At 72.0% G+C, this 26,344-nt stretch carries 25 protein-coding genes and 1 riboswitch; of the genes, 12 read left to right on the plus strand and 13 right to left on the minus strand.

The window, feature by feature from the left end; all coding sequences use genetic code 11:
- Window positions 1–91 precede the first annotated feature (91 nt).
- The 4 genes from ACFV0Q_RS17270 to ACFV0Q_RS17285 all read right to left on the minus strand — a co-directional run bounded on the left by ACFV0Q_RS17270 (window position 92) and on the right by ACFV0Q_RS17285 (window position 5,008).
- Complete coding sequence (locus ACFV0Q_RS17270) at window positions 92–1,630, minus strand: glycoside hydrolase family 3 protein (protein ID WP_385006094.1); 1,539 nt, start codon at window positions 1,628–1,630, stop codon at window positions 92–94.
- A 7-nt stretch (window positions 1,631–1,637) separates the two neighbouring features.
- Window positions 1,638–2,456 carry a carbohydrate ABC transporter permease gene (locus ACFV0Q_RS17275; RefSeq protein WP_385006133.1) on the minus strand — a complete coding sequence of 273 codons (819 nt, stop codon included), beginning with the start codon at window positions 2,454–2,456 and terminating at the stop codon, window positions 1,638–1,640.
- 77 nt (window positions 2,457–2,533) lie between these two features.
- Window positions 2,534–3,556: a carbohydrate ABC transporter permease gene (locus tag ACFV0Q_RS17280; RefSeq protein ID WP_385006096.1), complete on the minus strand. Its 1,023-nt coding sequence runs from the start codon at window positions 3,554–3,556 to the stop codon at window positions 2,534–2,536.
- 162 nt (window positions 3,557–3,718) lie between these two features.
- A complete protein-coding gene (locus ACFV0Q_RS17285; RefSeq protein ID WP_385006098.1) occupies window positions 3,719–5,008 on the minus strand; it encodes an extracellular solute-binding protein in 1,290 nt (429 codons plus the stop codon).
- Between the two features lie 293 nt (window positions 5,009–5,301).
- Here ACFV0Q_RS17285 and ACFV0Q_RS17290 point away from each other — a divergent pair, with 293 nt between their 5' ends.
- The 6 genes from ACFV0Q_RS17290 (at window position 5,302) to ACFV0Q_RS17315 (ending at window position 12,964) form a co-directional block, all read left to right on the plus strand.
- The gene (locus ACFV0Q_RS17290) at window positions 5,302–6,066 is read left to right on the plus strand and encodes a GntR family transcriptional regulator (protein WP_266576350.1); all 765 of its coding nucleotides are present in this window, start codon (window positions 5,302–5,304) and stop codon (window positions 6,064–6,066) included.
- A 131-nt stretch (window positions 6,067–6,197) separates the two neighbouring features.
- Window positions 6,198–8,450, plus strand: a complete 2,253-nt coding sequence (locus ACFV0Q_RS17295) for a carbon starvation CstA family protein (protein WP_385006100.1) — start codon at window positions 6,198–6,200, stop codon at window positions 8,448–8,450.
- Entirely contained in the window at window positions 8,447–8,644 is a 198-nt protein-coding gene (locus tag ACFV0Q_RS17300) for a CstA-like transporter-associated (seleno)protein (protein ID WP_385006102.1), read from the plus strand. Before ACFV0Q_RS17295 ends, ACFV0Q_RS17300 begins: the two co-directional genes overlap by 4 nt.
- 91 nt (window positions 8,645–8,735) lie before the next feature.
- Window positions 8,736–9,230: a GNAT family N-acetyltransferase gene (locus ACFV0Q_RS17305; RefSeq protein WP_385006104.1), complete on the plus strand. Its 495-nt coding sequence runs from the start codon at window positions 8,736–8,738 to the stop codon at window positions 9,228–9,230.
- 59 nt (window positions 9,231–9,289) lie between these two features.
- Window positions 9,290–9,423, plus strand: a riboswitch (cobalamin riboswitch).
- A 143-nt stretch (window positions 9,424–9,566) separates the two neighbouring features.
- Window positions 9,567–11,948: a ribonucleoside-diphosphate reductase subunit alpha gene (locus ACFV0Q_RS17310; RefSeq protein WP_385006106.1), complete on the plus strand. Its 2,382-nt coding sequence runs from the start codon at window positions 9,567–9,569 to the stop codon at window positions 11,946–11,948.
- Window positions 11,948–12,964: a ribonucleotide-diphosphate reductase subunit beta gene (locus ACFV0Q_RS17315; RefSeq protein ID WP_385006108.1), complete on the plus strand. Its 1,017-nt coding sequence runs from the start codon at window positions 11,948–11,950 to the stop codon at window positions 12,962–12,964. The genes ACFV0Q_RS17310 and ACFV0Q_RS17315 overlap by 1 nt, the downstream gene beginning before the upstream one ends.
- Before the next feature lie 122 nt (window positions 12,965–13,086).
- On the opposite strand, the gene def is transcribed toward ACFV0Q_RS17315, so the two are convergent.
- From def to ACFV0Q_RS17355, 8 genes are all read right to left on the minus strand, one after another.
- Window positions 13,087–13,722 (minus strand): peptide deformylase, encoded by a 636-nt coding sequence (gene def / locus ACFV0Q_RS17320; protein ID WP_266574024.1) that lies wholly within the window; start codon window positions 13,720–13,722, stop codon window positions 13,087–13,089.
- A gap of 57 nt (window positions 13,723–13,779) precedes the next feature.
- Window positions 13,780–14,790: a tetratricopeptide repeat protein gene (locus ACFV0Q_RS17325; RefSeq protein WP_385006110.1), complete on the minus strand. Its 1,011-nt coding sequence runs from the start codon at window positions 14,788–14,790 to the stop codon at window positions 13,780–13,782.
- Window positions 14,791–14,908: 118 nt separating this feature from the next.
- The gene (locus ACFV0Q_RS17330) at window positions 14,909–16,198 is read right to left on the minus strand and encodes an HD-GYP domain-containing protein (protein ID WP_385006112.1); all 1,290 of its coding nucleotides are present in this window, start codon (window positions 16,196–16,198) and stop codon (window positions 14,909–14,911) included.
- Entirely contained in the window at window positions 16,195–17,730 is a 1,536-nt protein-coding gene (locus ACFV0Q_RS17335; protein WP_385006114.1) for an HD-GYP domain-containing protein, read from the minus strand. The genes ACFV0Q_RS17330 and ACFV0Q_RS17335 overlap by 4 nt, the downstream gene beginning before the upstream one ends.
- Before the next feature lie 174 nt (window positions 17,731–17,904).
- Entirely contained in the window at window positions 17,905–18,207 is a 303-nt protein-coding gene (rsrA, locus tag ACFV0Q_RS17340; protein ID WP_266574027.1) for a mycothiol system anti-sigma-R factor, read from the minus strand.
- On the minus strand, window positions 18,204–18,848 hold the full coding sequence (locus ACFV0Q_RS17345) for a sigma-70 family RNA polymerase sigma factor (protein WP_266576354.1): 645 nt from the start codon (window positions 18,846–18,848) through the stop codon (window positions 18,204–18,206). The genes rsrA and ACFV0Q_RS17345 overlap by 4 nt, the downstream gene beginning before the upstream one ends.
- 324 nt (window positions 18,849–19,172) lie before the next feature.
- A complete protein-coding gene (locus tag ACFV0Q_RS17350; protein ID WP_385006117.1) occupies window positions 19,173–19,817 on the minus strand; it encodes an alpha/beta family hydrolase in 645 nt (214 codons plus the stop codon).
- Between the two features lie 36 nt (window positions 19,818–19,853).
- Window positions 19,854–20,669: an SOS response-associated peptidase gene (locus ACFV0Q_RS17355; RefSeq protein ID WP_385006119.1), complete on the minus strand. Its 816-nt coding sequence runs from the start codon at window positions 20,667–20,669 to the stop codon at window positions 19,854–19,856.
- Between the two features lie 53 nt (window positions 20,670–20,722).
- Between ACFV0Q_RS17355 and ACFV0Q_RS17360 the strand changes: the two genes are divergently transcribed.
- The 4 genes from ACFV0Q_RS17360 (at window position 20,723) to ACFV0Q_RS17375 (ending at window position 24,261) form a co-directional block, all read left to right on the plus strand.
- Window positions 20,723–21,436: a M50 family metallopeptidase gene (locus ACFV0Q_RS17360; RefSeq protein WP_385006121.1), complete on the plus strand. Its 714-nt coding sequence runs from the start codon at window positions 20,723–20,725 to the stop codon at window positions 21,434–21,436.
- Window positions 21,437–21,489: 53 nt separating this feature from the next.
- Window positions 21,490–22,827: a 3-phosphoshikimate 1-carboxyvinyltransferase gene (aroA, locus tag ACFV0Q_RS17365; protein ID WP_385006123.1), complete on the plus strand. Its 1,338-nt coding sequence runs from the start codon at window positions 21,490–21,492 to the stop codon at window positions 22,825–22,827.
- A gap of 8 nt (window positions 22,828–22,835) precedes the next feature.
- The gene (rsgA, locus tag ACFV0Q_RS17370) at window positions 22,836–23,846 is read left to right on the plus strand and encodes a ribosome small subunit-dependent GTPase A (protein WP_385006125.1); all 1,011 of its coding nucleotides are present in this window, start codon (window positions 22,836–22,838) and stop codon (window positions 23,844–23,846) included.
- A gap of 91 nt (window positions 23,847–23,937) precedes the next feature.
- Window positions 23,938–24,261, plus strand: a complete 324-nt coding sequence (locus ACFV0Q_RS17375; RefSeq protein ID WP_030225858.1) for a multidrug efflux SMR transporter — start codon at window positions 23,938–23,940, stop codon at window positions 24,259–24,261.
- Here the strand turns inward: ACFV0Q_RS17375 and ACFV0Q_RS17380 are convergent.
- Entirely contained in the window at window positions 24,227–24,805 is a 579-nt protein-coding gene (locus ACFV0Q_RS17380; RefSeq protein ID WP_385006127.1) for a TetR/AcrR family transcriptional regulator, read from the minus strand. The two genes, ACFV0Q_RS17375 and ACFV0Q_RS17380, sit on opposite strands and share 35 nt — an antisense overlap.
- Before the next feature lie 137 nt (window positions 24,806–24,942).
- Here ACFV0Q_RS17380 and hisN point away from each other — a divergent pair, with 137 nt between their 5' ends.
- Window positions 24,943–25,746, plus strand: a complete 804-nt coding sequence (hisN, locus tag ACFV0Q_RS17385; RefSeq protein WP_385006129.1) for a histidinol-phosphatase — start codon at window positions 24,943–24,945, stop codon at window positions 25,744–25,746.
- 173 nt (window positions 25,747–25,919) lie between these two features.
- Window positions 25,920–26,312 (plus strand): cyclic nucleotide-binding/CBS domain-containing protein, encoded by a 393-nt coding sequence (locus tag ACFV0Q_RS17390; protein ID WP_385006131.1) that lies wholly within the window; start codon window positions 25,920–25,922, stop codon window positions 26,310–26,312.
- The last annotated feature ends 32 nt before the right edge of the window (window positions 26,313–26,344 follow it).

Consider the following 26,344-nt stretch of genomic DNA (forward strand, 5'->3'; position numbering starts at 1 on the left):
CGGGGGGGGGCCGCCCCTGCCGCCGCCCCGCCCCCGCGGCCCCCGCCCCCCCCGGGGGGGGGCGCCCGCCCCCACGGCTCGACGACGGGGTCTAGGCCCTGTCGCGCGCCCCCGCGATGACCTCGGCGGCGGCGCGCCCGCAGACGCGGGAGGCTCCGTGGGTGGCGATGTACAGGGCCCCGCGCGGCTCGGCGCGCGGTACGCCCATCTCGACGACCACGGTGTCGGGCCGGGCCGCGACCAGCGCGTCCAGGACCTCGGTCATCCAGGGGTGGCGGTGGGCGTCGCGGACCACGGCGACGACCGTACGGTGCCCCGCGGCGGCCAGCACCTCGCCCGCGCCGGATCCCTCGGGGTAGATCCCCGACTCCGTGCCCGGGACCAGCCCGGCCAGCTCCGCGGCCACCCCCCACGGCGTCTCGTCGCCGACCGCGATGTTCGCGACGGGGGCGAACGTGGCGACGTAGGGGGCGGCCACGGGGGCCGCCGTACCCGAGACGACCACCGCGCGGCGGGCCGCCGTCAGGCCGATGCCGGACGCGCGGCTCCCCTCCGGTCGCGCGTCCGGCCGGACCCCGGGCGTCCCCCCGGACGGAGTCCGGGGGCGGGTCCACTCGGCGAGGGCACGCACCCGGGCGGCGGCGTCGGCGAGCCGCTCTTCGGGCAGCGCGCCCTCGCGCACGGCGGCCACGAGGGCGTCGCGCAGGCGCAGGACGGTCCCCTCGTCGGCCAGTCCCCCGCCGACGCAGATCGCGTCGGCGCCGGCGGCGATGGCCAGCACCGAGCCGCGCTCGATGCCGTACGTCCCGGCGATGGCGTTCATCTCCATGCCGTCGGTGACGATGAGGCCCTCGTAGCCGAGCTCCTTGCGCAGCAGACCGGTCAGGATCTGCGGGCTGAGCGTGGCCGGGCGGGTCGGGTCGAGGGCGGGCACCAGGATGTGCGCGCTCATCACGGCCTTGCTGCCGGCCTCGATGGCCGCCTTGAACGGGACCAGCTCGCGGGCCTGGAGGGTGTCCAGGTCCACGTCGATGCGGGGCAGCGCGTGGTGGGAGTCGACGTTGGTGTCGCCGTGGCCCGGGAAGTGCTTGGTGCAGGCGGCGACGCCGGCGGCCTGGAGGCCCTCGACGTAGGCGGCGGTGTGCCGGGCGGCCAGCGCGGTGTCGGCGCCGAAGGAGCGGACGCCGATGACCGGGTTGTCGGGGTTGGAGTTGACGTCCGCGGACGGCGCCCAGTTGAGGTTGACCCCGCACTCGGCGAGGCGGCGGCCCAGCTCGCGGGCGACGGCCCGGGTCAGGGCGGTGTCGTCGACGGCGCCGAGGGCCAGGTTGCCGGGGAAGGACGAACCGCCCCTGACCTCCAGGCGGGTGACGTCGCCGCCCTCCTCGTCGATGGCGACGAGGACGTCGTCCCGCTCGGCGCGCAGCTGCGCGGTCAGCGCGGCGAGCTGCTCCGGGGAGGCGATGTTGCGGCCGAACAGGCCGACGGCGGTGAGGCCTTCGCCGAGCTGGCGCAGCAGCCAGGCGGGGGCGGTGGTGCCCTCGAAGCCGGGCTGGAGGACGGCGAGCGCGTCGCGGGCCAGGCCGTCCTTCCCGTGGGATCCGGTGGAGCGGTGCGCAAGGACAGTCATCGGGCCGTTATCCCTTCACGGCGCCGGAGGTCATGCCCCCGACGGCCTTGCGCTGGAGGAAGATGAAGATCAGCAGGACCGGGACGGCGAACAGCGAGGACGCGGCCATGGTGGCGCCCCAGTCGTTGCCGAAGGCGGTCTTGAACTGGGTGAGCCACAGCGGGAGGGTCTGCGCGGTCTTGTCCTTGTTCAGGATCAGGACCATCGCGAACTCGTTCCAGGCCGTGATGAACCCGAAGAGCGAGGTGGACATCAGGCCGGGGGCCAGCAACGGGAAGATCACCTTGCGGAAGGCCTGGCCGCGGGTGCAGCCGTCGATCTGGGCGGCCTCCTCCAGCGTCACCGGGACGGCGGCGATGAAGCCGCGCAGGGTCCAGATGGTGAAGGGCAGGACCATCACGAAGTAGATCGCGGTCAGCACGGGGAGGCTGTTGAGCATCTCGGCGTCGCGCAGGATCATGTACATCGCGATGACCATGACCTCCCAGGGGGCCATCTGCGCCATCATCACGGCGAGGACGAGTCCCTTGCGGCCCTTGAACTTCATGCGGGCGATGGCGAAGCTCGCGGCGAGGGCGACGAGCAGGGCCAGCAGGACGGCCGCGACGGTGACGACGAGGCTGTTGGTGACGTACGTCCAGAAGTTCTCGACGCCGGTGGCCTTCTCGAAGTTCTCCATCGTCGGCGTGAAGACGAAGACCGGGTCCTTGGTGAGGATCTCGCTCGACGGCTTCAGGGCCGAGGCGAACATCCAGTAGACCGGGAAGAGGAAGAGGAGGGCCAGCAGGAGGGCGCCGAGGTTCTTGGCCACGGTTCCGGGCCGCAGCGGCCTGCGGGTACGGAGCTTCTGCGCGGGCTTCGCGGTCGGAGCGGGCCGGGCCGGCTTCGGGGCGGTGGTGGTGCTCACTGCTCCTCCTCCTGCTTCAGGATCAGGCGGAAGTAGAAGGACATGATGACGATCAGGATCAGGATCGTCAGGACGGAGATCGCGGCGGCGAGGCCGTAGTGGGACTGGCTCTGGCCCTCGACGAAGGCGAAGACCGGGAGGATCTCGGACGCGCGGTCGGGGCCGCCCTTGTTCATCGCGTAGACCTGGGTGAAGGCCTTGAACACCCAGATCACCTCGAGGAAGGTGGTGATCAGGAAGAAGGGCTTGAGCTGCGGGAAGACGACCTTCCAGAAGGTCTGCCAGCCGTTGGCGCCGTCCATGCGGGCGGCCTCGTACAGCTCGGCGCCGACGGTGGTCAGCGCGGCGTACATGTTGAGGGCGACGAACGGGATGGAGCCCCAGACCACCAGGACGGTGACGATCGTCAGGGTGGAGAGGCCGGTCTCGAACCAGTTGTGCTGCTCGTAGCCGGAGAAGCCGGCCGTGCGCATCACCCAGTTCATCACGCCGAACTGCTCGTCGAACAGCCAGTAGAAGACCTGGACGGAGGCGACGATCGGCATGGCCCAGGCCATCACCAGCGCCATCGACAGGACCAGGCGCATCTTCTTGCCGAGCTTGTTCAGCAGGACGCCGATGAGGCTGCCGATCGCCATGATCAGGACGACGTTGGCGAGGGTGAAGCCGAAGCTGCGCAGGACGACGGTCCAGAAGTTCGAGTCGCCGAGCAGCTGGGTGTAGTTGTCGAAGCCCGCGGACGGGTACTTGCGCTGGATGAACTCGATCTTGTTGATGTCCTGGAAGGACAGGATCACGTTCTTGATCAGCGGGTACACGAGCAGGACCACGAGGCTGAGCACCGCGGGTGCGATCAGCAGGTACGGCAGCCACCCCGTGGGGAGCCGCTTTCTGCCCCCGCGAGGAGACGGTCGGACGGGGCCGGCCGGGGCGGCGGGTGCCTTCGGCGGCAGTCCGGCGGACTTCGGTGGTGCGTCCTGTGGAGCGCTGGTGGCCGCTCCCTGGGAGTGCACGGTCATGTCTGGGCTTCCTCGCGGTTGACTGTGGAGTCAAATGCGCGACCGGGGGCGCGGCAGACGCTGCGGGGCGCCTGCCGCACCCCCCGGTGCGCTCACACTGCTGGGTGCTGCGGGTACTGCTGTGGTGGGTACCGCTGTGCTGCCGGGTGCTGCGGGGTGGGACTACTTGTTGATGCGGTTCGCGATTTCCTTGTCCGCGTCCGCGCCCGCCTTGGCGGCGTCCTCACCCTTCAGGACCTTGGTCATGAACTCCTTGATGGGGTTCGGCTCGGTCTCGACGTTCGCCCAGCCGGCCGTGACCGGGGTGATCTTGCCGGAGACCGAAGCCTTGGCCATGGCCTCGGCGAAGGAGCCCGGGGCGGCGGCGAAGTTCGCGGCGGCCTGGTTCGGGAGCAGGGCGCCCTCCGTGGCGGCGGCGTACTTGGTCATCTGCTCCTTGCCGGAGGCGAGGGCGAGCCACTCCTTGGCGAGCTCCTTGTTCTTGGAGCGCTCGGCCACGGCGAGGTTCGAGCCGCCGAGGAAGACGGAGCCCGGCTTGTCGGCGGTCTTGCCCGGGATCGGGAAGTAGCCGAAGTCGCCTTCCTTGCCAGCGTCCTTCAGGGCCTTCAGCGCGCCCTGGGCCTCCCAGCCGAGACCGATCCAGGACGAGACGCCGCCCTTGGGAACGATGTCGGTGGACTGCTGCGGGGTGGCCTCGTCCTTGTCCTTGGGGGCGGTGGAGTAGGACTGGAGCTTCTTGTAGAACTCCATCGCGGAGGCGGCCGGGGCGGAGCCCAGCTGGCCCTTCCACTTGCCGCCGTCCTTGACGGCGAGGTCGCCGCCCTCGTCCCAGACGAAGCCGGCGAGGATGTACCAGCTCTGGCCGGGGAGGTAGATCGGCTGCGCGGCCGGGTCCGAGGCCTTCAGCTTCTCCAGGCCGGCGACCCACTCGTCACGGGTCTTCGGCGCGGTGATGCCGGCCTTCTCGTAGGCCTTCTTGTCGTAGATGACGACGCGGTTGGCGGCGTACCACGGAGCGGCGTACAGCTTGCCGTCGACCTCGGCGGAGGACAGCATGCCCTTCGACCAGGCGTCGGCGCCGAGCTTGGACTTGTCGCCCGACAGGTCGGCGAGGCCGCCCGTGACGGCGTAGCCGACGGTCTGGGTGTTGCCGAGCTCAAGGACGTCCGGCGGGGTGTTCTCGGAGAGGGCGGTGGTGACCTTCTCCTGGATGCCGGTCCACTTCTGCTCCTCGACCTTGACCGTCACACCGGGGTGCTTGGCCGAGAACTCCTTGTTGACCTCGTCGATCCAGGCCTTCGGAGCGGAACCGTCCATCACCCAGACGGTGATCTCCTTGGCCGCGCCACCCGACGCGTCGGCCTTCGCCTTGTCGTCGCCGCCGTTGCCGCACGCCGCGACTCCGACCATCATGCCCACGACACCGACCGCCGCAATGAGCTTGCGCTTCACGCCACCCTCCTCAGGGATGCTGCCTGCAACTTCCCTCGCCCGCCGCGGTGACGTACGTACCAAGTACTGCCCGTGGGGCCGGGATCCGATCCATATTGGTGTAGACCAGTACCCGGAGCTTGGCCTAGACCTTTAGGGGTGTCAAGGGTCTAATGAGCGGGTGCTCGGTCCGTTATCGGACCGACACCTGGGGGAGGGAGGAGGCCTGTCCTCCCACCCGTGTCACGATGTGACCGCACATATCGGAGGAGCCGGTGACGGCAGCGAAACTGGAGTCGGGAAGGCGGGCGGCGATGGCCACCGAAGGGGCGACCACGGAGCCGGAAGGCGGGGCAGCCACTCGCACGGCGCGTGTGCCCAAGTACTACCGACTCAAGCGACACTTGCTCGACATGACCGAGACGCTCCCCCCCGGCACCCCCGTGCCGCCGGAGCGCACGCTCGCGGCCGAATTCGACACCTCCCGGACCACCGTCCGGCAAGCCCTCCAGGAACTCGTCGTCGAGGGCCGGCTGGAGCGCATCCAGGGCAAGGGCACCTTCGTCGCGAAGCCGAAGGTCTCCCAGCCCCTGCAACTCTCCTCGTACACCGAGGACATGCGGGCCCAGGGCCTGGAGCCGACCTCCCAGCTCCTGGACATCGGCTACGTCACCGCCGACGACACCCTCGCCGGACTCCTCAAGATCGCCACGGGGGGACGGGTCCTGCGCATCGAGCGGCTGCGCCTGGCGAGCGGCGAGCCCATGGCCATCGAGACCACGCACCTGTCGGCCAAGCGCTTCCCCGCGCTGCGCCGCTCCCTCGTCAAGTACACCTCTCTGTACACCGCCCTCGCCGAGGTGTACGACGTCCGGCTCGCGGAGGCCGAGGAGACCATCGAGACCTCACTGGCCACCCCGCGCGAGGCCGGACTGCTCGGCACCGACGTCGGCCTGCCGATGCTGATGCTCTCCCGGCACTCCCTGGACGCCGACGGCGAACCGGTCGAATGGGTACGTTCGGTGTACCGCGGCGACCGTTACAAGTTCGTAGCCCGTCTTCAGCGACCCGCCTTGTAGCAGACGGTTGACTCCTGTTCGACCTGCGGTGGACGCTCGTACCGCTATGCGGACGGGGGCTTACGTCCACCGGTCGGGCCCCCGTAGATTCCCTGCGCTCAAAGCAGATGATCAACGAGGGGACGAGGATCATGCCGGAACCGGAAGCAACAGGGACAGACCGGGCTCCAACACCCGGGAACACGGCGGGCCCGGGCATCAGGCCGGGCTCGCCGTCCCGTTCGGGCGGGCTCACTCCCCGGTCCATCGCGATATGGGTGGGCGTGGCCCTCGTCGGGGCCATCGGCTGGGGCGTGCTGGCTCTGTCCCGGGGTGAGGAGATCTCGGCCGCCTGGCTGCTCGCGGCCGCGCTGGGCTCGTACGCCATCGGGTACCGCTTCTACGCGCGCTTCATCGCGAACCGCGTGCTGAAGGTGGACAAGACCCGGGCCACCCCCGCCGAACGCCTCGACAACGGTGTCGACTTCCACCCCACCGACCGGCGCGTCCTCTTCGGCCACCACTTCGCCGCCGTCGCCGGCGCGGGCCCGCTGGTCGGCCCGGTGCTCGCCGCGCAGATGGGCTACCTGCCGGGCACCATCTGGATCGTCGCGGGCGTCATCTTCGCCGGCGCCGTCCAGGACATGGTGACGCTGTTCTTCTCCACCCGCCGCGACGGGCGTTCGCTCGGCCAGATGGCCCGCGACGAGATCGGCCCGGTCGGCGGGGCCGCCGCGCTCGTCGCCGTGTTCGTCATCATGATCATCCTGCTGGCCGTGCTCGCACTGGTCATCGTGGGCGCGCTGGCGCACTCGCCCTGGGGCGTCTTCTCCATCGGCATGACCATCCCGATCGCCCTCTTCATGGGCGTGTACCTGCGCGTCCTGCGGCCGGGCCGGGTCACCGAGGTCTCCGTCATCGGCGTCGCGCTGCTGCTCCTCGCCATCGTCGCGGGCGGCTGGGTCGCCGAGTCCTCCTGGGCGGACGTGTTCACCCTGGAGAAGGAGACCCTGGTCGTCTGGATGGTCGCGTACGGGTTCATCGCCTCGGTGCTGCCCGTGTGGCTGCTGCTCGCGCCGCGCGACTACCTGTCCACCTTCATGAAGGTCGGCACCATCGCCCTGATGGCGGTCGGCGTGGTCATCGCGATGCCGACGCTGCGGATGCCCGCGGTCACCGACTTCGCCGCCCGGGGCGACGGCCCGGTCTTCGCCGGCTCGATGTTCCCCTTCGTCTTCATCACCATCGCGTGCGGGGCGCTGTCCGGCTTCCACTCGCTGGTCGCCTCCGGCACCACCCCGAAGATGATCCAGAAGGAGACGCAGGTCCAGGTCATCGGCTACGGCGCGATGCTCACCGAGTCCTTCGTCGCCATCATGGCCGTGATCGCCGCGTGCATCATCGAGCCCGGCCTCTTCTTCGCGGTCAACTCCCCCGCCGGCGTCGTCGGCGCCACCGTCCAGACCGCCTCCGAGGCCGTCACCCACCTCGGCTTCGCCATCAGCCCCGAGGCCCTCGCGCAGGCCGCGAAGGACGTGGAGGAGACCAGCCTGCTGTCCCGTACGGGTGGCGCGCCGACCTTCGCACTCGGAATGTCGGACATCTTCTCCTCCGTCATCGGCGGGGCCGGGATGAAGGCCTTCTGGTACCACTTCGCCATCATGTTCGAGGCGCTCTTCATCCTGACCACGGTCGACGCGGGCACCCGCGTGGGCCGCTTCATGCTCCAGGACACCCTCGGCAACGTGCACAAGTCCTTCAAGGACATCAGCTGGAAGCCGGGCGTGTGGCTGGCGAGCGCGATCGTGGTCGGCGGCTGGGGGTACTTCCTGTGGGTCGGCGTCAAGGACCCGCTGGGCGGCATCAACCAGCTCTTCCCGCTGTTCGGGATCGCGAACCAGCTGCTCGCGGCGGTGGCCCTGGCCGTCTGCACCACGCTGCTGGTGAAGTCCGGGCGGCTCAAGTGGGCCTGGATCACGGGCGTCCCGCTGGCCTGGGACGTGGCCGTCACGCTCACCGCGAGCTACCAGAAGATCTTCTCTGAGGACGTGAAGGTCGGGTTCTTCGCGCAGCGCGACAAGTACCAGAGCGGCATCGACGCGGGGAAGGTGCTGCCGCCCGCCAAGAACATGGACGAGATGCACACCGTGGTCACCAACGCCACGGTCGACGGCGTCCTGTCCGCGCTCTTCGCGGTGCTGATCCTGATCGTGCTCGCGGACGCGGCCCGGACCTGTCTCAAGGCCGTCGCCGACCCGGGCTCGGTGCGGCTGTCCGAGGTGCCGTGGACCGAGTCGAAGATCGTCGCCCCGGCCGGGCTGGTCGCCACCGCCGAGGAGAAGGCCGAGCTCGCGGCGGCCGGCCTCGACAGCGGCGGCGGCCGGGTCCCGGAACCCGTCAGGTGAGCGGCGTCCGCGGGGCGCTGGCGAAGGCGCGGTTCTACGTACGGGAGTTCTCGGGCGAGGCCGCGTACGAGCGCTACGTCGCCCACGCCCGCTCGCACGACCCGGACGCCGAGGTCCTGACCCGGCGCGCCTTCGAGCGGGCCCGCACGGACGCCCGCGAAGCGGACCCCCGCGAGGGCTTCCGCTGCTGCTGAACCCCGCACCGCGCAGGACACCGGGCCGCCGGGCTCCCCTCCGAGGGAACCCGGCGGCCCTTCGCGCGGGCGCCCGTGCACACTCGGAGCCATGGACTTCGAGATCCGGGCGGCCGTGCCCGCCGAATACGACGAGCTGGGCGAGATCACCGGGCAGGCCTACACCGGGGACGGACTGCTCGACCTGAACGAGGACGACCACTACCTGAACGTCCTGCGGGACGTCGCGGGCCGGGCCGGCGACGGCGAGGTGCTCGTCGCGGCACAGGACGAAGAGCTGCTCGGCGGAGTGACGTTCGCCGCACCCGGCAGCCGGCTCGCCGACATCGCGGGACCCGGCGAGGCCGAGTTCCGGATGCTGGCCGTGACCTCCGCCGCGCGCGGCAAGGGGGTCGGCGAGGCCCTCGTACGCGCCTGCGTCGACCGTGCCCGGGCCCTGGAGGTCACGGCGCTGGTGCTGTCGACCCAGCCCGCCATGGAGGGCGCCCAACGCCTCTACGGGCGCCTCGGCTTCGTCCGTACGCCGGAGCTGGACTGGTCCCCGATCCCCGCGCTGACCCTCCTCACATACCGACTGGAGCTGTGACACCACGCTGAGCGAAGGGCGCGCCGACACTACATGTGGGGGCTACCGCATCGGGCCGCCCCCACATGTATGCTCATGGCTGCTGTCGTCGCAGGGGAATCCGGTGCGAATCCGGAACTGTCCCGCAACGGTGTGAAGTGCACCCATTCGTGCTCCGCAAGTCCGAGGACCTGCCGACAGCGCGCCCGGCTCGACCGAACCGGGTGCCGATTCGTCCGGGCCTCGCGGTTGGGCCGGTGGACGCCATGCGGTGGTGCGCCTTCCCGCCACGCCCGCATGCGCCCGCCCGCGCCCCGCCCCGCCGATGACCGGGCCGAGCGAGGGAGAGCTCCCCCCGTGACCATCGCGCCTGCCGCACCGCGCGCCGAGTCCGACCAGCCCGCAGCCGAAGGCCCCGGGGCCGCGCTGCTGCGGACCCTCACCGAGCTGACGGCCGACCTCGCCGACACCGACCCGGGCCGGGTCGCCGCCGCCGCCCTGCGCGGCCGCAGCTCCGTCGCGGACGAGGCCGAGCTGCGGGGGCTGGCCACCGAGGCCGCCGCGGGCCTGATCTCGGAGGACCCGGCGTACTCCCGCCTCGCCGCCCGCCTGCTCACGCTGGCCGTGGCCGACGAGGCCGCGGGCCAGGGGTCGACCTCCTTCGCCGAATCCGTCGCCGTGGGCCACCGCGAGGGCCTGATCGCCGACCGCACCGCCGAGTTCGTGGCCCTCCACGCCGCCCGGCTCGACTCCCTGGTCGAGCACGCGCTCGCCGAGGGCGCGGACGACCGCTTCGGCTTCTTCGGCCTGCGCACCCTGCACAGCCGCTACCTGCTGCGCCACCCCATCACCCGCCAGGTGATCGAGACCCCGCAGTACTTCATGCTGCGCGTGGCCTGCGGCCTCGCCGAGAACGAGTCCGTCCAGGCCGTCGAGGAAGTCGCCTCCCTCTACCGGCTGATGAGCCGCCTGGACTACCTGCCGTCCTCCCCCACGCTCTTCAACTCCGGCACCCGCCACCCGCAGATGTCCTCCTGCTACCTGCTGGACTCCCCGCTGGACGAGCTGGACTCGATCTACGACCGCTATCACCAGGTCGCGCGCCTCTCCAAGCACGCCGGCGGCATCGGCCTGTCGTACTCCCGCATCCGCGCCCGCGGTTCGCTGATCCGCGGCACCAACGGCCACTCCAACGGCATCGTGCCGTTCCTGAAGACCCTCGACGCCTCCGTCGCCGCCGTGAACCAGGGCGGCCGCCGCAAGGGCGCCGCCGCCGTCTACCTGGAGACCTGGCACGCGGACATCGAGGAGTTCCTGGAGCTCCGCGACAACACCGGTGAGGACCAGCGCCGTACGCACAACCTGAACCTCGCCCACTGGGTGCCGGACGAGTTCATGCGCCGCGTGAACGCCGACGCCGACTGGTCGCTGTTCTCCCCGGCCGACGTCCCCGAGCTGGTCGACCTGTGGGGCGACGACTTCGACGCCGCCTACCGCAAGGCCGAAGAGGCCGGCCTGGCCCGCAAGACGATGCCCGCCCGCGACCTGTACGGCCGGATGATGCGCACCCTCGCGCAGACCGGCCAGGGCTGGATGACCTTCAAGGACGCCTCCAACCGCACGGCGAACCAGACCGCCGAGCCGGGCACGGTCGTCCACTCCTCCAACCTGTGCACCGAGATCATCGAGGTCACCAACGACGGCGAGACCGCCGTCTGCAACCTCGGCTCGGTCAACATGGGCGCCTTCGTGGTGGACGGGGAGATCGACTGGGAGCGCCTGGACGAGACCGTCCGCACCGCCGTCACCTTCCTCGACCGCGTCGTCGACATCAACTTCTACCCGACCGAGCAGGCCGGGCGCTCCAACTCCCGCTGGCGGCCCGTGGGCCTGGGCGCGATGGGCCTCCAGGACGTCTTCTTCAAGATGAAGATGCCCTTCGACTCCCCCGAGGCGAAGGCCCTGTCCACCAAGCTCTCCGAGCGCATCATGCTGGCCGCGTACGAGGCCTCCTGCGACCTCGCCGAGCGCAGCGGCCCCCTCCCGGCCTGGGAGCAGACCCGCACCGCCCGCGGCGTCCTGCACCCCGACCACTACGACGTCGAGCTGAACTGGCCCGAGCGCTGGGACGCCCTGCGCGCCCGCATCGCGAAGAGCGGCATGCGCAACTCGCTGCTCCTGGCCATCGCCCCGACGGCGACCATCGCCTCCATCGCGGGCGTGTACGAGTGCATCGAGCCGCAGGTCTCCAACCTCTTCAAGCGCGAGACGCTCAGCGGCGAGTTCCTCCAGGTCAACGGCTACCTGGTGGAGGAGCTGAAGAAGCTCGGCGTGTGGGACGCGCAGACCCGCGAGGCGCTGCGCGAGTCCAGCGGCTCCGTGCAGGGCTTCGGCTGGATCCCGGCCGAGGTGCGCGAGCTGTACCGCACGGCGTGGGAGATCCCGCAGCGCGGTCTGATCGACATGGCGGCGGCCCGTACGCCGTTCCTCGACCAGGCGCAGTCGCTGAACCTGTTCCTGGAGACGCCCACCATCGGCAAGCTGAGCTCGATGTACGCGTACGCCTGGAAGCAGGGTCTGAAGACCACGTACTACCTGCGTTCGCGCCCGGCGACGAAGATCGCCCGCGCCGCCTCCGGCAGCGCCGTCCCCGCGGCCACCCCGCTCCCGCAGGCCGTCGACGCCGACGCCCTGGCCTGCTCCCTTGAGAACCCCGAGTCCTGCGAGGCCTGCCAGTAATGAGCTCCACCGCAAAGAAGAACCTGCTCGACCCGGGCTTCGAACTGACCCTGCGTCCCATGCGCTACCCGGACTTCTACGAGCGCTACCGGGACGCGATCAAGAACACCTGGACCGTCGAGGAGGTCGACCTCCACTCGGACGTCGCCGACCTCGCGAAGCTGACGCCGGCCGAGCAGCACATGATCGGCCGTCTGGTCGCGTTCTTCGCGACGGGCGACTCGATCGTCTCGAACAACCTCGTCCTGACCCTGTACAAGCACATCAACTCCCCGGAGGCGCGCCTGTACCTGTCGCGCCAGCTGTTCGAGGAGGCCGTGCACGTCCAGTTCTACCTGACGCTGCTCGACACCTACCTGCCCGACCCGGACGACCGCGCGGCCGCCTTCGACGCCGTCGAGGAGATCCCGTCGATCCGCGAGAAGGCGCAGTTCTGCTTCAAGTGGATCAACGAGGTCGAGAAGCTGGACCGGCTGGAGACGCAGGCGGACCGCCGCCGCTTCCTGCTGAACCTGATCTGCTTCGCCGCGTGCATCGAGGGCCTGTTCTTCTACGGCGCCTTCGCGTACGTGTACTGGTTCCGCTCGCGCGGCCTGCTGCACGGCCTCGCCACGGGCACCAACTGGGTGTTCCGCGACGAGACCATGCACATGAACTTCGCGTTCGAGGTCGTGGACACGGTCCGCAAGGAGGAGCCGGAGCTCTTCGACGACGCCCTCCAGCAGCAGGTCACCGACATGCTGAAGGAAGCCGTCGAGGCGGAGCTGCAGTTCGGCCGCGACCTGTGCGGTGACGGCCTGCCGGGCATGAACACCGAGTCGATGCGCGAGTACCTGGAGTGCGTCGCGGACCAGCGCCTGGTCCGCCTCGGCTTCCCGGCGGTGTACGGCTCGCAGAACCCGTTCTCGTTCATGGAGCTCCAGGGCGTCCAGGAACTGACGAACTTCTTCGAGCGCCGCCCGTCGGCCTACCAGGTCGCGGTCGAGGGCACGGTCGACCTGGACGAGGACTTCTAGGTCCCGGGTCGCACGGCGGAAGGCCCCGCACCGGGATCCCGGTGCGGGGCCTTCCGTCGTGCGCCGGTCCCCGCACCTTTCCCGAGGTCCGCTCCCAGTGGAACCGGACCGTGCCGGAAGGGCTACGCGTTCGGGACGACCTCGTAGCGCGGGGTGCCCTCTTCCATCTGCCGCAGCGCGTCCTTGCGGTCGCGCTTCGAGAGCCGGTCGATGTACAGGTACCCGTACAGGTGGTCGGTCTCGTGCTGGAGGCAGCGCGCGAAGTAGCCGGTGCCGCGGACCTTGATCGGGTTGCCCTGCGCGTCCTGGCCGGTCACCTCGGCGTAGTCCGGGCGGGCCAGCGAGGCGTACGCGGTCGGGACGGAGAGGCAGCCCTCGTTCGAGTCGTCCAGCACGCGCGTGGCGGCCGGCAGCTCCACCAGCTTCGGGTTGATCACGACACCGGTGTGCCGCTTGCCGTCGTCGTCGGGGCAGTCGTAGACGAAGACCTTGGCGTCCACGCCGATCTGGTTCGCCGCCAGGCCCACGCCCTCGGCGGTCTTCTGGCTGGCGAACATGTCGTCGATCAGCTGCGCCAGCTCGTCGCCGAACTCGGTGACGTCCTTGCACTCCCGGTGCAGCACCGGGTTGCCGACCACCGTGATCGGGCGGGACGTGCCGCGCTCGCGGTGGGCGAGCTCGCGCGCCTCACAGTCCTCGGTGTCCACGACGTAGCCCTCGTCATCGACCGGGATCACCTGGTTCTCCTGCTGCGCCATGTCCGCCGTACGCCTTCCGTAAGTCACCGATGTGCCGGTACAGCCTACGGCCCGGGCTCAGCAGACTTCCTCGAGATCCCGCCATTCCCGGCTGTCGGGGCTGTCCGCGACCCATCCGTCGAGCAGTCCGCGCACCAGGCCGGCCGGTGCCGCGATGCCGCATTCGCGCTCCGGCACCCACAGGGAGCCCGAACCGGCCGTCCGGTGGCCGAGCGGGCCGGGGTGGCCCGGTTCGCTGTGGTCGTGGGGGTCCAGGCGGTCCGCGTCGCCCTCTCCGCTGGGCATCGCGCTCTCCGAACAGCTCCGGCACAGCAGCCGCACCGACGAGGACCAGTCCTCGGCGGCGAAGCCCGCGTCGGAGGCCAGCTGCTCCAGGGCGTCGCGGTCGGCCTCGGTGGCCGCCTCCAGCAGCACCACCCAGGTCGGCACCGGGGAGGGCGCCCACAGCTCGATCTCGTCGAAGACCGGGTACGAGGGTCCGGCGGCGGTGATCCGCTCCCCGTGCGGGACCCCGTCGTGGAGGACGACCTCGCCCCAGCGGCGGCCCGAGGAGGGCAGCGGAATGGACAGGACCTCCATCCGGGCCGGATCGAGCCTGCGGCCCCACACGACCTCGGCCTCCCCCTCGGGGGACAGCCGCACGGCGGCGCTGCCAAGCTCCATGCCGACCGGTTCCCCGCTGTGCCTGCCGTTGTGGGCGGCCGTCCCGTGCGGGTCTCCCGGCACCTTCAGCCCGTACGCCTGCCAGGCCCGGCGGGCCAGCGGCCAGTCCTGCAGCGCGGTCGCGGCGATCCCGACGTTCCACCAGTCCGGGGCGCCGGTCTCGCGGTCCAGCAGGGCCACGGCGCGCAGCCCGGCGGACCGGGCCTGCTCCCAGTCGTGCCGGAACTTGTGCAGGAGGGCCAGGTTGAACCAGGACTCGGACAGCCAGGGCTCAAGATCGGCCGCCCTGGTCAGCAGCGCTCCCGCGTCCTCGTACCGACCGTCGCCGATCAGCGTGAACGCGCGGTCGGTGGCCTGCCGCCACGAGGCGGAGGGCCGATGCCGTACCTTCCCGAAGATCCTCACGATTCCCGCCTGCCTGGGGGCACCTCCCAGCGGTGGCTGGGGGACAACGGTGCAGCCTTGCGGACACTCCTACTGCATCCAACCATGCCCGCTCGGACGGCCGCTCATTACCCATGGGTTACCCCGGTCGAACGGGAACGACTCTGACCCGCCCGCCCCTGGCCAGAACCCTCGCCAAGGACTCGACGACCTCCGGCTGGTAGTCGTGCCCGGTGCCCAGCCGCAGCTGCTCCAGGGCGGCCAGTGAGCCGCCCGGGTGACGGCTCCCGCCGACGTGCCCGGCGAGGTCCTCGTACGCGTTCACCGCGCGCACGATGCGGGCGGCGACGGGCTGGTCCCGGTACGGCTCGGCCTGCCGCTCCACGATCACCGCCACCTCCGCGGGCACCCCGGTCTGGCGGGCCACCTCGCCGCCCAGCCCGGCGATCCGGCGGGCCTCGGCGGCGGGCAGGCAGGCGGTGGCCCCCGAGGGGACCGGGTCGACGAGCGAGAGCTGGCCGATGTCGTGCATCAGGGCGGCGTACTCCAGCACCGTGAGCTCCCGCTCCGAGAGCCCCAGCTCCCGGCCGACGGCGCAGCTCAGGGCGGCGACCCGGCGGGAGTGCCCCGGCGGGGTGTACCCGGCGATCTCGGTGGCGCGGGCCAGGGAGGTGATGGTCTGGCGGTAGGTGGTGCGGATCGCGGCGATCCGGCGGAAGGACATCTGGGTCAGCAGCAGCGGCACGCTGAAGACGGGCAGCGCGCACAGGCCCGCCACGGCCACGCCGAGGGCCATCACCACCCCGGTGGCGCAGATCGCGGCGCCGATGCCGAGCTGCGCGCGCAGCTCGTCGCGCAGCAGCGGCCCGTACGGCCACCCGGTGCGGGCCCCGGCCAGGGCGGCGGCGAGCACGGCGTCGCACAGGGCGGTGAGGCCGAGCAGGAGCAGCAGGAACAGGACGATGTACGGTCCCTGCCCGAGCCGCGCTTCGAGCCGCCCGGAGTTGTAGAGCGGCTGGAAGCAGACGGCGGCGAAGGCGACGGTGAGCACCCGGCGGGCCACGTGGTCCAGGGCCGGGCCGCGGCCCCGGGCGACGTGCGGGACGATCCCGGCGAGGGCGGCCGCGACGACGACGGCGACGACCTGGAGGACGCCGTGGGCGGAGGGGTGCCCGGCGTTCTGGCCGAGCAGCGCGTACGCGAGGGCTCCGGCGGCGCCGAGGGGCGCGGGCTCGCGGTCCGCGGCGGGCAGGGGTCCGGCGCCCTCGGCGCGGTGGTCGCCCCGGGCGAGTTCCCCGACGGCGATCAGGGTGCCGAAGGCGAGGGCGACGCCCGGTTCGACGACGCCGGTCCACAGGGTGTGGCCGAGTCCCGCGAGGGTGAGCAGAGCGGCGGCCGCGCGCACGGTCCACGCTGCCCAGGCCCTCACCGGGCCCCCCGGGCGGGCCGGCCGGGCGCCGGCTCCCCCTGGCCGGGCACCCCGGGCAGCCCGGGCGGTGCCGGCGGCCCTGGTGATGCCGACGGCCCCGGTGATGTCGGCGGCCCCGGCAGGTCCGGCCCGGTGGCGCCGGTGGCCGGGGCGGGCGCGTCGGCCGGGATCACCTGGAGGTCGTCGTCGGAGGTGACCACCGGGTGCCAGCCGTGCCGCCCGATGGCGCCGACCAGCGCCCGCACCATCGCCGGATCGAACTGGGCCCCGGCGCAGCGCTCCAGCTCCGTCAGGGCCACCGTCACCGGCCGGGCCCGGCTGTAGGACCGGGTCGAGGTCATGGCGTCGAAGGAGTCGGCCACCGCCACCACCCGGGCCAGCACCGGGATCTGTTCCCCGCTCAGCCCGTAGGGGTATCCGGAGCCGTCGACCCGTTCGTGGTGGTGCAGGATCGCGGACCGGGCCTCCCCCAGGAACCCGATGCCCCGGACCATCTCGTGCCCGTACTCGGGGTGCAGCTCGATGACGCGGCGTTCCTCGGGCGTCAGCGGCCCGTCCTTGCGCAGCAGCCGCGTCGGCACGCCCAGCTTGCCCACGTCGTGCAGGATCCCGGCGATGCGCACGACCTCCAGCCGGTCGTCGGGCATGCCCAGCTCGCGGGCGATCATCGCGGAGGCCTGGCCCACGCGTTCGCTGTGCCCGCGCGTGTAGCGGTCCTTGATGTCGACGGCCTGGACCAGGGCCCGGATCGTGGCCCGGTGGGCGGCGCGCTCGCGGTGGTACTGGGCGAAGACCCAGCAGGAGACGTACATCGGCAGCAGGACGAGCAGCGCGGCCGGGATCCCGTACGGGCTGCGCCACATCACGGCCATCATCAGTCCGGCGAGGCCGTGCACGCAGTGCGGGGCGAGGGACCGGGTGGCCAGTCCGCGCCAGGCGCCGGCGGCGGGCCGGCGTTCGGCGGCGGCGAGGATGCCCCCGTCGAGGGCGGTGAGCACCAGGCAGAAGGCGACGGCCGCGGCGGCGGCGGGGAGCATCGCGTAGGGGAAGTCGGCCACCCAGGCGGACGGGTCCGCGCCCGGGCCGGTGCCGCCCGGCGGTCCGGAATCACCACCTCCGGATCCTCCCGCCCCGGCGAGCGCCTCCCGGCCGCCGAGGAGCCCGTAGGCCCTTCCGGCCGCCCAGGCGGCTATCGCCTGCTGCGCGGCGTGCCACACCCGGCGCACCAGGGCGGGCCGCTGGACGACGGTCTGGGCGAGTCCCCCGGGCAGCGCCACGAGCGCGGCGGCCGCGGGCGGCAGCAGGAAGACGGCGGCCATCACGACGGGGAAGAAGGAGCCGACGCCGTCGGGCACCCGGCGGCCCACCGGCGGACAGGTCCTGAGCAGTTCGCAGCCGAGGTAGAGGGCGGCCAGCAGGGCGACGGCCGGCCAGGGAGTGGCGGAGTCCGCGAGGGCGGGGGCGGCGCACGCGGCGGCCGCGAGCACGGCGGCCAGGACGTAGGCGCGCGCCATCGGCGGAAGTACCCGCATGGCGCTCTCTCCTCCCCCTGGGCCGTGCAAGCCGGGTACCGAATGGAAGCGGCACCGAGAGGGGAGGATAGGTCGGTCCCCGTGAATAGCCGGGGACATTTGCGCATTGCGCCGTACGGGCGCCCCCGGATTAGCACCTTCGAGTGAACGAAGTGCCCTTCCGGGGGCGGTGGTTCAGCCGGTGGCCGGATCGGCCGTGACGTCGTGGTCGGGCACGGCCTGACCCGAGCGGATCAGCTCGATCCGGCCCATGACCTTGGAGCGCAGATCGCTCGGCACGTCGTCCGAACCGCAGCAGCGCTTCACCAGCTTCTTCACGGCCTGCTCCAGGCCGTACTTCTCGAGACAGGGATTGCACTCGCCGAAGTGGGTTTCGAACTTCGTGCAGTCACTGTCGGGCATCTCGTGGTCCAGGAACTCATAGAGATGGTCCAGGACCTCCGCGCACTCCGTCTCGTGCGGCTCTCCGCAGCTCATGAGCCCGAGCCTTTCAGGTCGTTCGACTCTCCCGCGCCGGCCGGGACCAGCCCGCGCTCGCGGGCGTAGTCCTCCAGCATTCCGCGGAGTTGACGGCGGCCACGGTGCAGTCGCGACATGACCGTACCGATGGGTGTACCCATGATGTCCGCGATCTCCTTGTACGCAAAGCCCTCCACGTCGGCAAGATAGACCGCGATGCGGAACTCCTCCGGAATGGCCTGCAGCGCTTCCTTCACGTCGGAATCGGGCAGGTGGTCGAGCGCCTGCGACTCCGCCGAACGCAGACCGGTCGACATGTGCGACTCGGCGCGCGCCAGCTGCCAGTCCTCGATCTCCTCCGCGGCGCTGCGCTGGGGCTCGCGCTGCTTCTTGCGGTAGGAGTTGATGAACGTGTTGGTCAGAATGCGGTAGAGCCACGCCTTCAGGTTGGTGCCCTCGCGGAACTGGTGGAAGGACGCGTACGCCTTCGCGTACGTCTCCTGGACCAGGTCCTCGGCGTCGGCCGGGTTGCGCGTCATGCGCAGCGCGGCGGAGTACATCTGGTCGAGGTAGCCGAGGGCGTCCCGCTCGAAGCGCGCGTTGCGCTCCGGGGTTGTCTCCTGCGCCTGGCCTTCGTCGGTCCCAGCGACAGGACCCACCTCCTCCGACAGCGTGGCGGCTCCGAAAGCGGATCCGCTCGAATCGGAGAATAGTCGACCTTCCCGGCCCTCCGCCGCCCGAAGCGTGGCGCGCTTGGGCGCGGGCAGCACCGTCCAGTCCAGGTCAGCGGCCTGCGGACGGTTCTGACTGATGACCTGGGTCATGCGCTCCCTCTCCTCCGACGATTCCCCTGCGTTCCGGTACTCCGCACAACAGGCGGCCCGGGCAGCGCATTCCCGGGCGCGCCAAGGGTTTCCGGGGGCGCCCGGGGCGGGGTGAGCGGGATCACTCCGGAATCCGTCAGGTCGCGTACGCCGGCGCCCTCATCCGATGAGCCGGCCGAGCCACTCGGCCGCCGCCCGGGTGATCACGGCGAGGGCCTCGTCCTGGGTCGGGCCGGCCTTCTTCGGCACCGCGAAGCCGTGGTCGCCGTGGGGCACCTCCACCAGCTCGTACGGGTTCCCGGCGGCCGGCGGCGGGAACTCCGCGGGGCCGCCGAACGGGTCCCGGCCGCCCTGGACCACCAGGGTGGGCCGCCCGGCGCCCAGCAGCTCCCCGGCCCGGGACTTCTCCGGCCGGCCCGGCGGGTGCAGCGGGAAGGCCAGCGCGAGCACCCCGGCCGCGTCCAGCTCGACGGCGGTCCGGCAGGCCACCCGGGCCCCGGCGCTGCGCCCGCCGGCCACCACGGGCAGGCCGGGCCGCCGCAGCGCGGGCCACAGGCCCCGCCAGCCCTCGTCGAGCACCTTGGGGGCGGCGGCGACCTTCTTGCCCGCGACCCGCCAGGGCTGCTCCACCAGGGCGACGGTGACGCCGTGCGCGGGGAGGGCGGCGGCCAGGGCCACCAGGTCCCGGGCCCCGATGCCGCCCCCGGCGCCGTGGCCGAGGGCGAGCACGAGCTTCGCGGCGGGGGCGGTGTGCCAGGTGACGCGGGCCCCGCCCGCCGGGGTGTCGACGTTCTCGGTGGTCATCCTCCGATCATGCCGCCTCACGCGGCCCCTTCCGGGTCAGAAGAGGGTGGCCTCCTCCGGCGCGGCCAGCTCGCCGAGCAGCTCCGGCCCGTTGTTGCGTACGTTGCTCACGGCGGTGGACACCGGGTAGGCGCGCATCAGCCCGCCGGGCGGCGGGGCCAGCAGGTCGCGCAGCTCGTTCTCGTCGGTGCGGGCGGGGTCCAGCCAGGCGTCCCAGCGGTCCGGGGTCAGCATGAGCGGCATCCGGGGGTGGATGTCGGAGAGCGAGCGGGGTCCCTCGGCGGGACCCGGGGCCAGCGGACCGGTCTCGGCCTCGGCGGTGATCACCGAGCAGGTCGCCCACCAGGCCTGCGGGTGCTCGGCGGGCAGGGTCCCGTCGCGCCAGAACTCGTAGATCCCGGCCATCGCGAAGACGGAGCCGTCGGCGGGCAGCACGAAGTACGGCTGCTTGCGGGCCCGCTTCTTCTTCCCCTCGACCTCCAGCCGCCGCTCGTCGTGCTCGGTGACCCACTCGTAGTAGCCGTCGGCGGGCAGGATGCAGCGGCGCTGGGCGAAGGGGCGGCGGAACGAGGGCTTCTCGTGCAGGGTCTCGGACCGTGCGTTGATCATCCGGGCGGCGCCCTCGGGGCTCTTGGCCCAGGAGGGGACCAGGCCCCACTTCAGCACCCTCAGCTGGCGAACCGGACGCGGGTCCCGCGCGTCTTTCAGGGGACGGTCGAGGACGACGTGGACCTCTTTCGTCGGAGCCACGTTCCAGTCGGGAGCCAGGGTCTCCAGCGGCTCCCACCGCTCCACCCCGAATATCCCCGCGAGCTCCTCCGGCGTACGACTCGCCGCAAACCTTCCGCACATGGCTGACACACTGCCATGGCCCCCGCCCTCCACCGCAAGGAGTCCGCCACTCCATGGACACCCTCACGACGGCCGGTTTCTGGGACCGGCTCACCGGCATACAGACGGCAGCCCCCTGGTGGCTGGTGGTCCTGACGGGCCTGGCCGCCCTGGCGGCGGTGGGGCCCCGGCCGGTGTGGCTGGTGTCCCGCAACGCGATCACCATCGCGCACGAGGGCGGCCACGGACTGCTCGCGCTGCTGACCGGGCGGCGCCTCGACGGGATCCGGCTGCACTCGGACACCAGCGGGGTCACCGTCAGCCGGGGCAAGCCGACCGGGCTCGGGATGATCCTGACGGCCGCCGCCGGGTACACGGCCCCCTCGCTGCTGGGCCTGGGCGGAGCGGCCCTGCTGTCGGCGCACCGGATCACGCTGCTGCTGTGGGCGGCGACCGCGCTGCTGCTGGCGCTGCTGGTGATGATCCGCAACGCGTACGGGCTGCTGACGGTGGTCCTGACCGGGGCCGCCTTCCTCCTGGTCTCCTGGCTGGCCCCCGCCGGGGTGCAGGCGCTGTTCGCCTACGCGGTGGTGTGGTTCCTGCTGCTCGGCGGGGTGCGGCCGGTGTTCGAGCTGCAGGCCAAGCGCCGCCACGGCGGAGCGCCCGACTCGGACGCCGACCAGCTCGGACGGCTCACCCACGTGCCCCCGCTGGCCTGGCTGCTGCTCTTCCACGCGGTCGCCCTGTGCTCGCTGATCGGCGGCGGCCGCTGGCTGCTCGGCCTCTGAGACGGGGCCGCGATCAAGATCTGGGTCCGGAGGAAGCCACTAAAGTGGTGGCCATGACCGAGACCCCCGCGCTCCACGCCCTCTGGCCCGCTCCGCTCGCGGACGGGGCCGTCCACGCCACCGTCACCGTGCCGGGGTCCAAATCGGTCACCAACCGCGCGCTCGTCCTGGCCGCCCTCGCGGCCGAGCCGGGCTGGGTGCGCCGCCCGCTGCGTTCGCGCGACTCCCAGCTGATGTCGGACGCCCTGCGCGCGATGGGCGTCGGCATCGAGGAGACCGTCTCCTCCAGCTCCGGCGACGGCGCGGGCGGCGAGGCCTGGCGGATCATCCCCGCGGCCCTGCACGGCCCGGCCACCGTCGACGTCGGCAACGCGGGCACGGTCATGCGCTTCCTGCCGCCCGTCGCCACCCTCGCCGCCGGTGACATCCGCTTCGACGGCGACCCGCGCTCCTACGAGCGCCCGCTCGGCGAGGTCATCAACGCCCTGCGCGCCCTCGGCGCCCGGATCGACGACGACGGCCGCGGCGCCCTGCCGATGACCGTCCACGGCGGCGGGGCCCTGGAGGGCGGCACGATCGAGATCGACGCCTCCAACTCCTCCCAGTTCGTCTCGGCGCTGCTGCTCTCCGCCCCCCGCTTCAACCAGGGCGTCGAGGTCCGCCACACCGGCTCGAACCTGCCGTCGATGCCGCACATCCGGATGACCGTGGAGATGCTGCGCGCGGCGGGCGCCCAGGTCGACACCCCGGAGGCCGGTGGCGAGAAGAACGTCTGGCGGGTCGCGCCGGGCGCGCTGCTCGGCCGCGACATGGTCGTGGAGCCGGACCTGTCCAACGCCCAGCCCTTCATGGCCGCGGCCATGATCACCGGCGGCACGGTGACCATCCCGGACTGGCCGCGCCGCACCACGCAGCCCGGTGACGCGCTGCGCCGGATCTTCACCGAGATGGGCGGCTCCTGCGAGCTGACCGACGCGGGCCTGGTCTTCACGGGCACCGGCAAGATCCACGGCATCGACGTGGACCTGTCCGAGGTCGGCGAGCTGACCCCGGGCATCGCGGCGGTCGCGGCGCTGGCCGACTCGGAATCGGTGCTGCGCGGCGTCCAGCACCTGCGCCTGCACGAGACGGACCGCCTGGCGGCCCTGACCGCCGAGATCAACGGCCTGGGCGGCGACGTCACCGAGACCGCCGACGGCCTGCACATCCGCCCGCGGACGCTGCACGGGGGCGTCTTCCACACCTACGACGACCACCGGATGGCCACCGCCGGCGCGGTGATCGGCCTGGCCGTGAAGGGCGTGGAGATCGAGAACGTCGCGACGACGGCGAAGACCCTGCCGGACTTCCCGGCGATGTGGACAGACATGCTGTCGGGAGCGGGAGCGTAGGGCCCGTCATGCGCAGGTACGGCAAGAACACCGACGAGGACGACATCCGCCAGCGGCCCAACCCCAAGGGCAACCGGCCGCGCACCAGCATCCGCCCCAAGCACGAGGACGCCGCCGAGGGCTTCGTCCTCACCGTCGACCGCGGCCGCCTGACCTGCCTGGTCGAGGACCGCACGGTGCACGCGATGAAGGCCCGCGAGCTGGGCCGCAAGGCGGCGGTGGTGGGCGACCGGGTCTGGATCGTCGGTGACCTGACCGGCAAGAAGGACACCCTCGCCCGGATCGTGCGGATCGAGGCGCGCAAGTCCGTCCTGCGGCGCACCGCCGACGACGACGACCCGTACGAGCGCGTGGTCGTCGCCAATGCCGACCAGCTGGCCATCGTCACGGCGCTGGCCGACCCGGAACCGCGGCCGCGCATGATCGACCGCTGTCTGGTGGCCGCGTACGACGCCGGGCTGGAGCCGCTGCTGGTGCTCACGAAGTCCGACCTGACCTCGGCCGACAAGATCCTGGAGATCTACTCGACCTTCGGCCTGAACTACGTCGTCACCAACCGCGAGGAGCTGGCGACGGGCGATGCCGCCGAGCGGGTGCGCGAGCGCCTGAACGGCCGGATCACCGCCTTCGTCGGCCATTCCGGGGTCGGCAAGACCACCCTGGTGAACTCGCTGGTCGCCGAGGGCCGCCAGCGGGCCACCGGCCACGTCAACGCGGTGACCGGCCGCGGCCGGCACACCACCACCTCGGCGCTCGCGCTGCCGCTGCCGGGCGGCGACGGCTGGGTCATCGACACCCCGGGCGTGCGCTCCTTCGGCCTGCACCACGTGGACCCGTCCCGGGTGATCCTGGCCTTCCCGGAGCTGGTTCCCGGTACGGAGGGGTGCCCGCGCGCCTGCAGCCACGACGAGGCGGACTGCGCGCTCGACCGGTGGGTGGAGGAGGGTCACGCCGACCCGGCACGGCTGTACTCGCTGCGGCGGCTGCTGCAGACGCGGGAGCGTCGCGAGGGCGACTGACCGTCCGCCGGGGTTTGCAGGACGCCGTGTCTGGTAAATGCATAATCCGACCAAGTGGCGCGACGTCACGTGAGGCGGGGAGGCAATCGACATGGCGTGGCTGCTGGTCGTGGTCGCGGGAATCCTGGAGACCGGTTTCGCGGTCTGCCTGAAGCTGTCCCACGGTTTCACCCGGCTGTGGCCGACGATCGCCTTCGCCTGTTTCGCCCTCGGCAGTTTCGGCCTGCTGACCCTGGCCCTGAAGAAGCTCGACGTCGGCCCGGCGTACGCGGTGTGGACGGGCATCGGCGCGGCCGGGACCGCCATCTACGGCATGGTCTTCCTCGGCGACCTGGTGTCCACGCTCAAACTCGTCTCGATCTCGCTGGTGATCCTGGGCGTCATCGGGCTCCAGCTGTCCGGCTCGGCGCACTGAGCGGCGCCGCCCCCGCCAGCCACAGCAGCTCGGCCGGCCCCTGTTCCCCCGGGGCTATCACGTAGGACAGCGCGAGGCGTACGGCCAGCTCGCACCGCCACGCCGGTTCCGGACTCAGCGCGGCCGCGGCCCGGTCCCGTACCGCCCGGGCCAGTTCGCCCGGCGCGACCGCCTGCCGGCTCCCCGGCGGGGGCGGCACGGGCAGCGCGAGGTCCCATCCGCCGGTCAGCAGCGCCCGTACGAGGGGCTGGGCGCGGGCGGCCCGTACGGTCCACTCGGCGACGGCGGCGAGCCGCCCGGCGGCGTCCGCCGGACCGGTGCGGGGGCCGGGGGCCAGCGCCCGGTCGACCCCGTCGAGGTACCCGTCCGCCGCCCGGCGCACCAGGGCGCGGCCGAGGCCCTCCTTGCCGCCGAACTCGTTGTAGAGGGTCTGCCGCGACACCCCGGCGGCGGCCGCGACCTCCACCATCCGCACGGCCGGCCAGGGGCGCGCGGACAGCGCCGCTTCGGCCGCTCGCAGCAAGGACTCCCGGCCCGCCGGCATCGCCGCCTCCCCTGCTGTGGGTTCCCGCTGGCTCCTCCGCCAGAGTTGACGGGCCGACAGATCCTGTCAAGGGCGCCTCCCGGCCGCAGGGTGGACGCCGTTCGCCGGGCCGCGGGGAGTCTCGGTACTGTTCGGACATGCCCGAGTATGACGATGACCTGCGCCTCGCCCTCGAACTCGCCGACGCGGCGGACACCGCCACGATGGAGCGGTTCCGCGCCCTCGACCTCCAGGTCGAGACGAAGCCGGACATGACCCCGGTCAGCGAGGCGGACAAGGCCGCCGAGGCGATCATCCGGGCGGGGATCCTGGCCGCGCGGCCCTCCGACGCCATCCTGGGCGAGGAGTACGGGCTCCAGGGCGACGGCCCGCGCCGCTGGGTCGTGGACCCGATCGACGGTACGAAGAACTACGTGCGCGGGGTCCCCGTCTGGGCGACGCTGATCTCCCTCATGGCCGAGGGCGCGGACGGGGTGTTCCGCCCGGTCGTCGGCGTGGTCTCCGCCCCGGCGCTGGGCCGGCGCTGGTGGGCCGCGCAGGGCGGCGGCGCCTTCTCGGGCGGCGCGCTCGGCGAGCCGACGCCGATCGGGGTGTCGAAGGTCGCGACCCTGGGCGACGCCTCCTTCGCGTACTCCTCGCTGACCGGCTGGGAGGAGCAGGGGCGCCTGCCCGGGTTCCTGGACCTGACCCGCGCGTGCTGGCGTACGCGGGGATACGGCGATTTCTGGCCGTACATGATGGTCGCCGAGGGGTCGCTGGACCTGTGCGCCGAGCCCGAGCTGAACCTGTGGGACATGGCGGCCATCGCGGTCGTGGTCCAGGAGGCGGGCGGCCGTTTCACCGGCCTGGACGGTGTGGAGGGCGTGCACGGCGGGAACGCCGCCGCCTCCAACGGTCTGCTGCACGAGGAGATGCTGGCGCACCTGCGCCCCCGCGCCTGACCCCCTGCGCGGGTCCGCGCCGAGAGAGCCCCTCGCGTGCCTCCTTGCTGCCCCTCCGTGTCCGTGGGAATCTGAGAGTCCCCCCGCTTGTGCATTTGTGAAGCGATTCTCGAAGGGCCGCTCGCGGGTGCACCCACCCAAGCGGGGGACTCACCCAGGAGGTGGCTCTCTTCATGCTCGTCCGTGACGCCATGAGCACCGTGATCCTCACCCTCGGACCCGCGCACACCCTTCGCCAGGCGGCCTCCCTGATGTCCGGCCGGCGCGTCGGCGCGGCCGTCGTCCTCGATCCCGACCACAGCGGCGTCGGGATCCTCACCGAACGCGACATCCTCAACTCGATCGGCGCGGGCCACGACCCCGACCGGGAGACGGTGGGCGCGCACACCACCAACAACGTCGTCTTCTGCACCCCGGAAGCCACCGTCCAGGAGGCCGCCGAGGCCATGGCGCTGGGCGGCTTCCGGCACCTGATCGTGCTGGAGGACGGCGGCCCGGTGGGCATCGTCTCCGTCCGCGACGTCATCCGCTGCTGGGTGCAGGCACGGCGCACCGTCCCCGCGTAGCGACGGCGGCGGGCCGGAACCCTCCGTAGAGG

Source organism: Streptomyces sp. NPDC059564 (genome assembly GCF_042735575.1).
Lineage (GTDB): Bacteria > Actinomycetota > Actinomycetes > Streptomycetales > Streptomycetaceae > Streptomyces.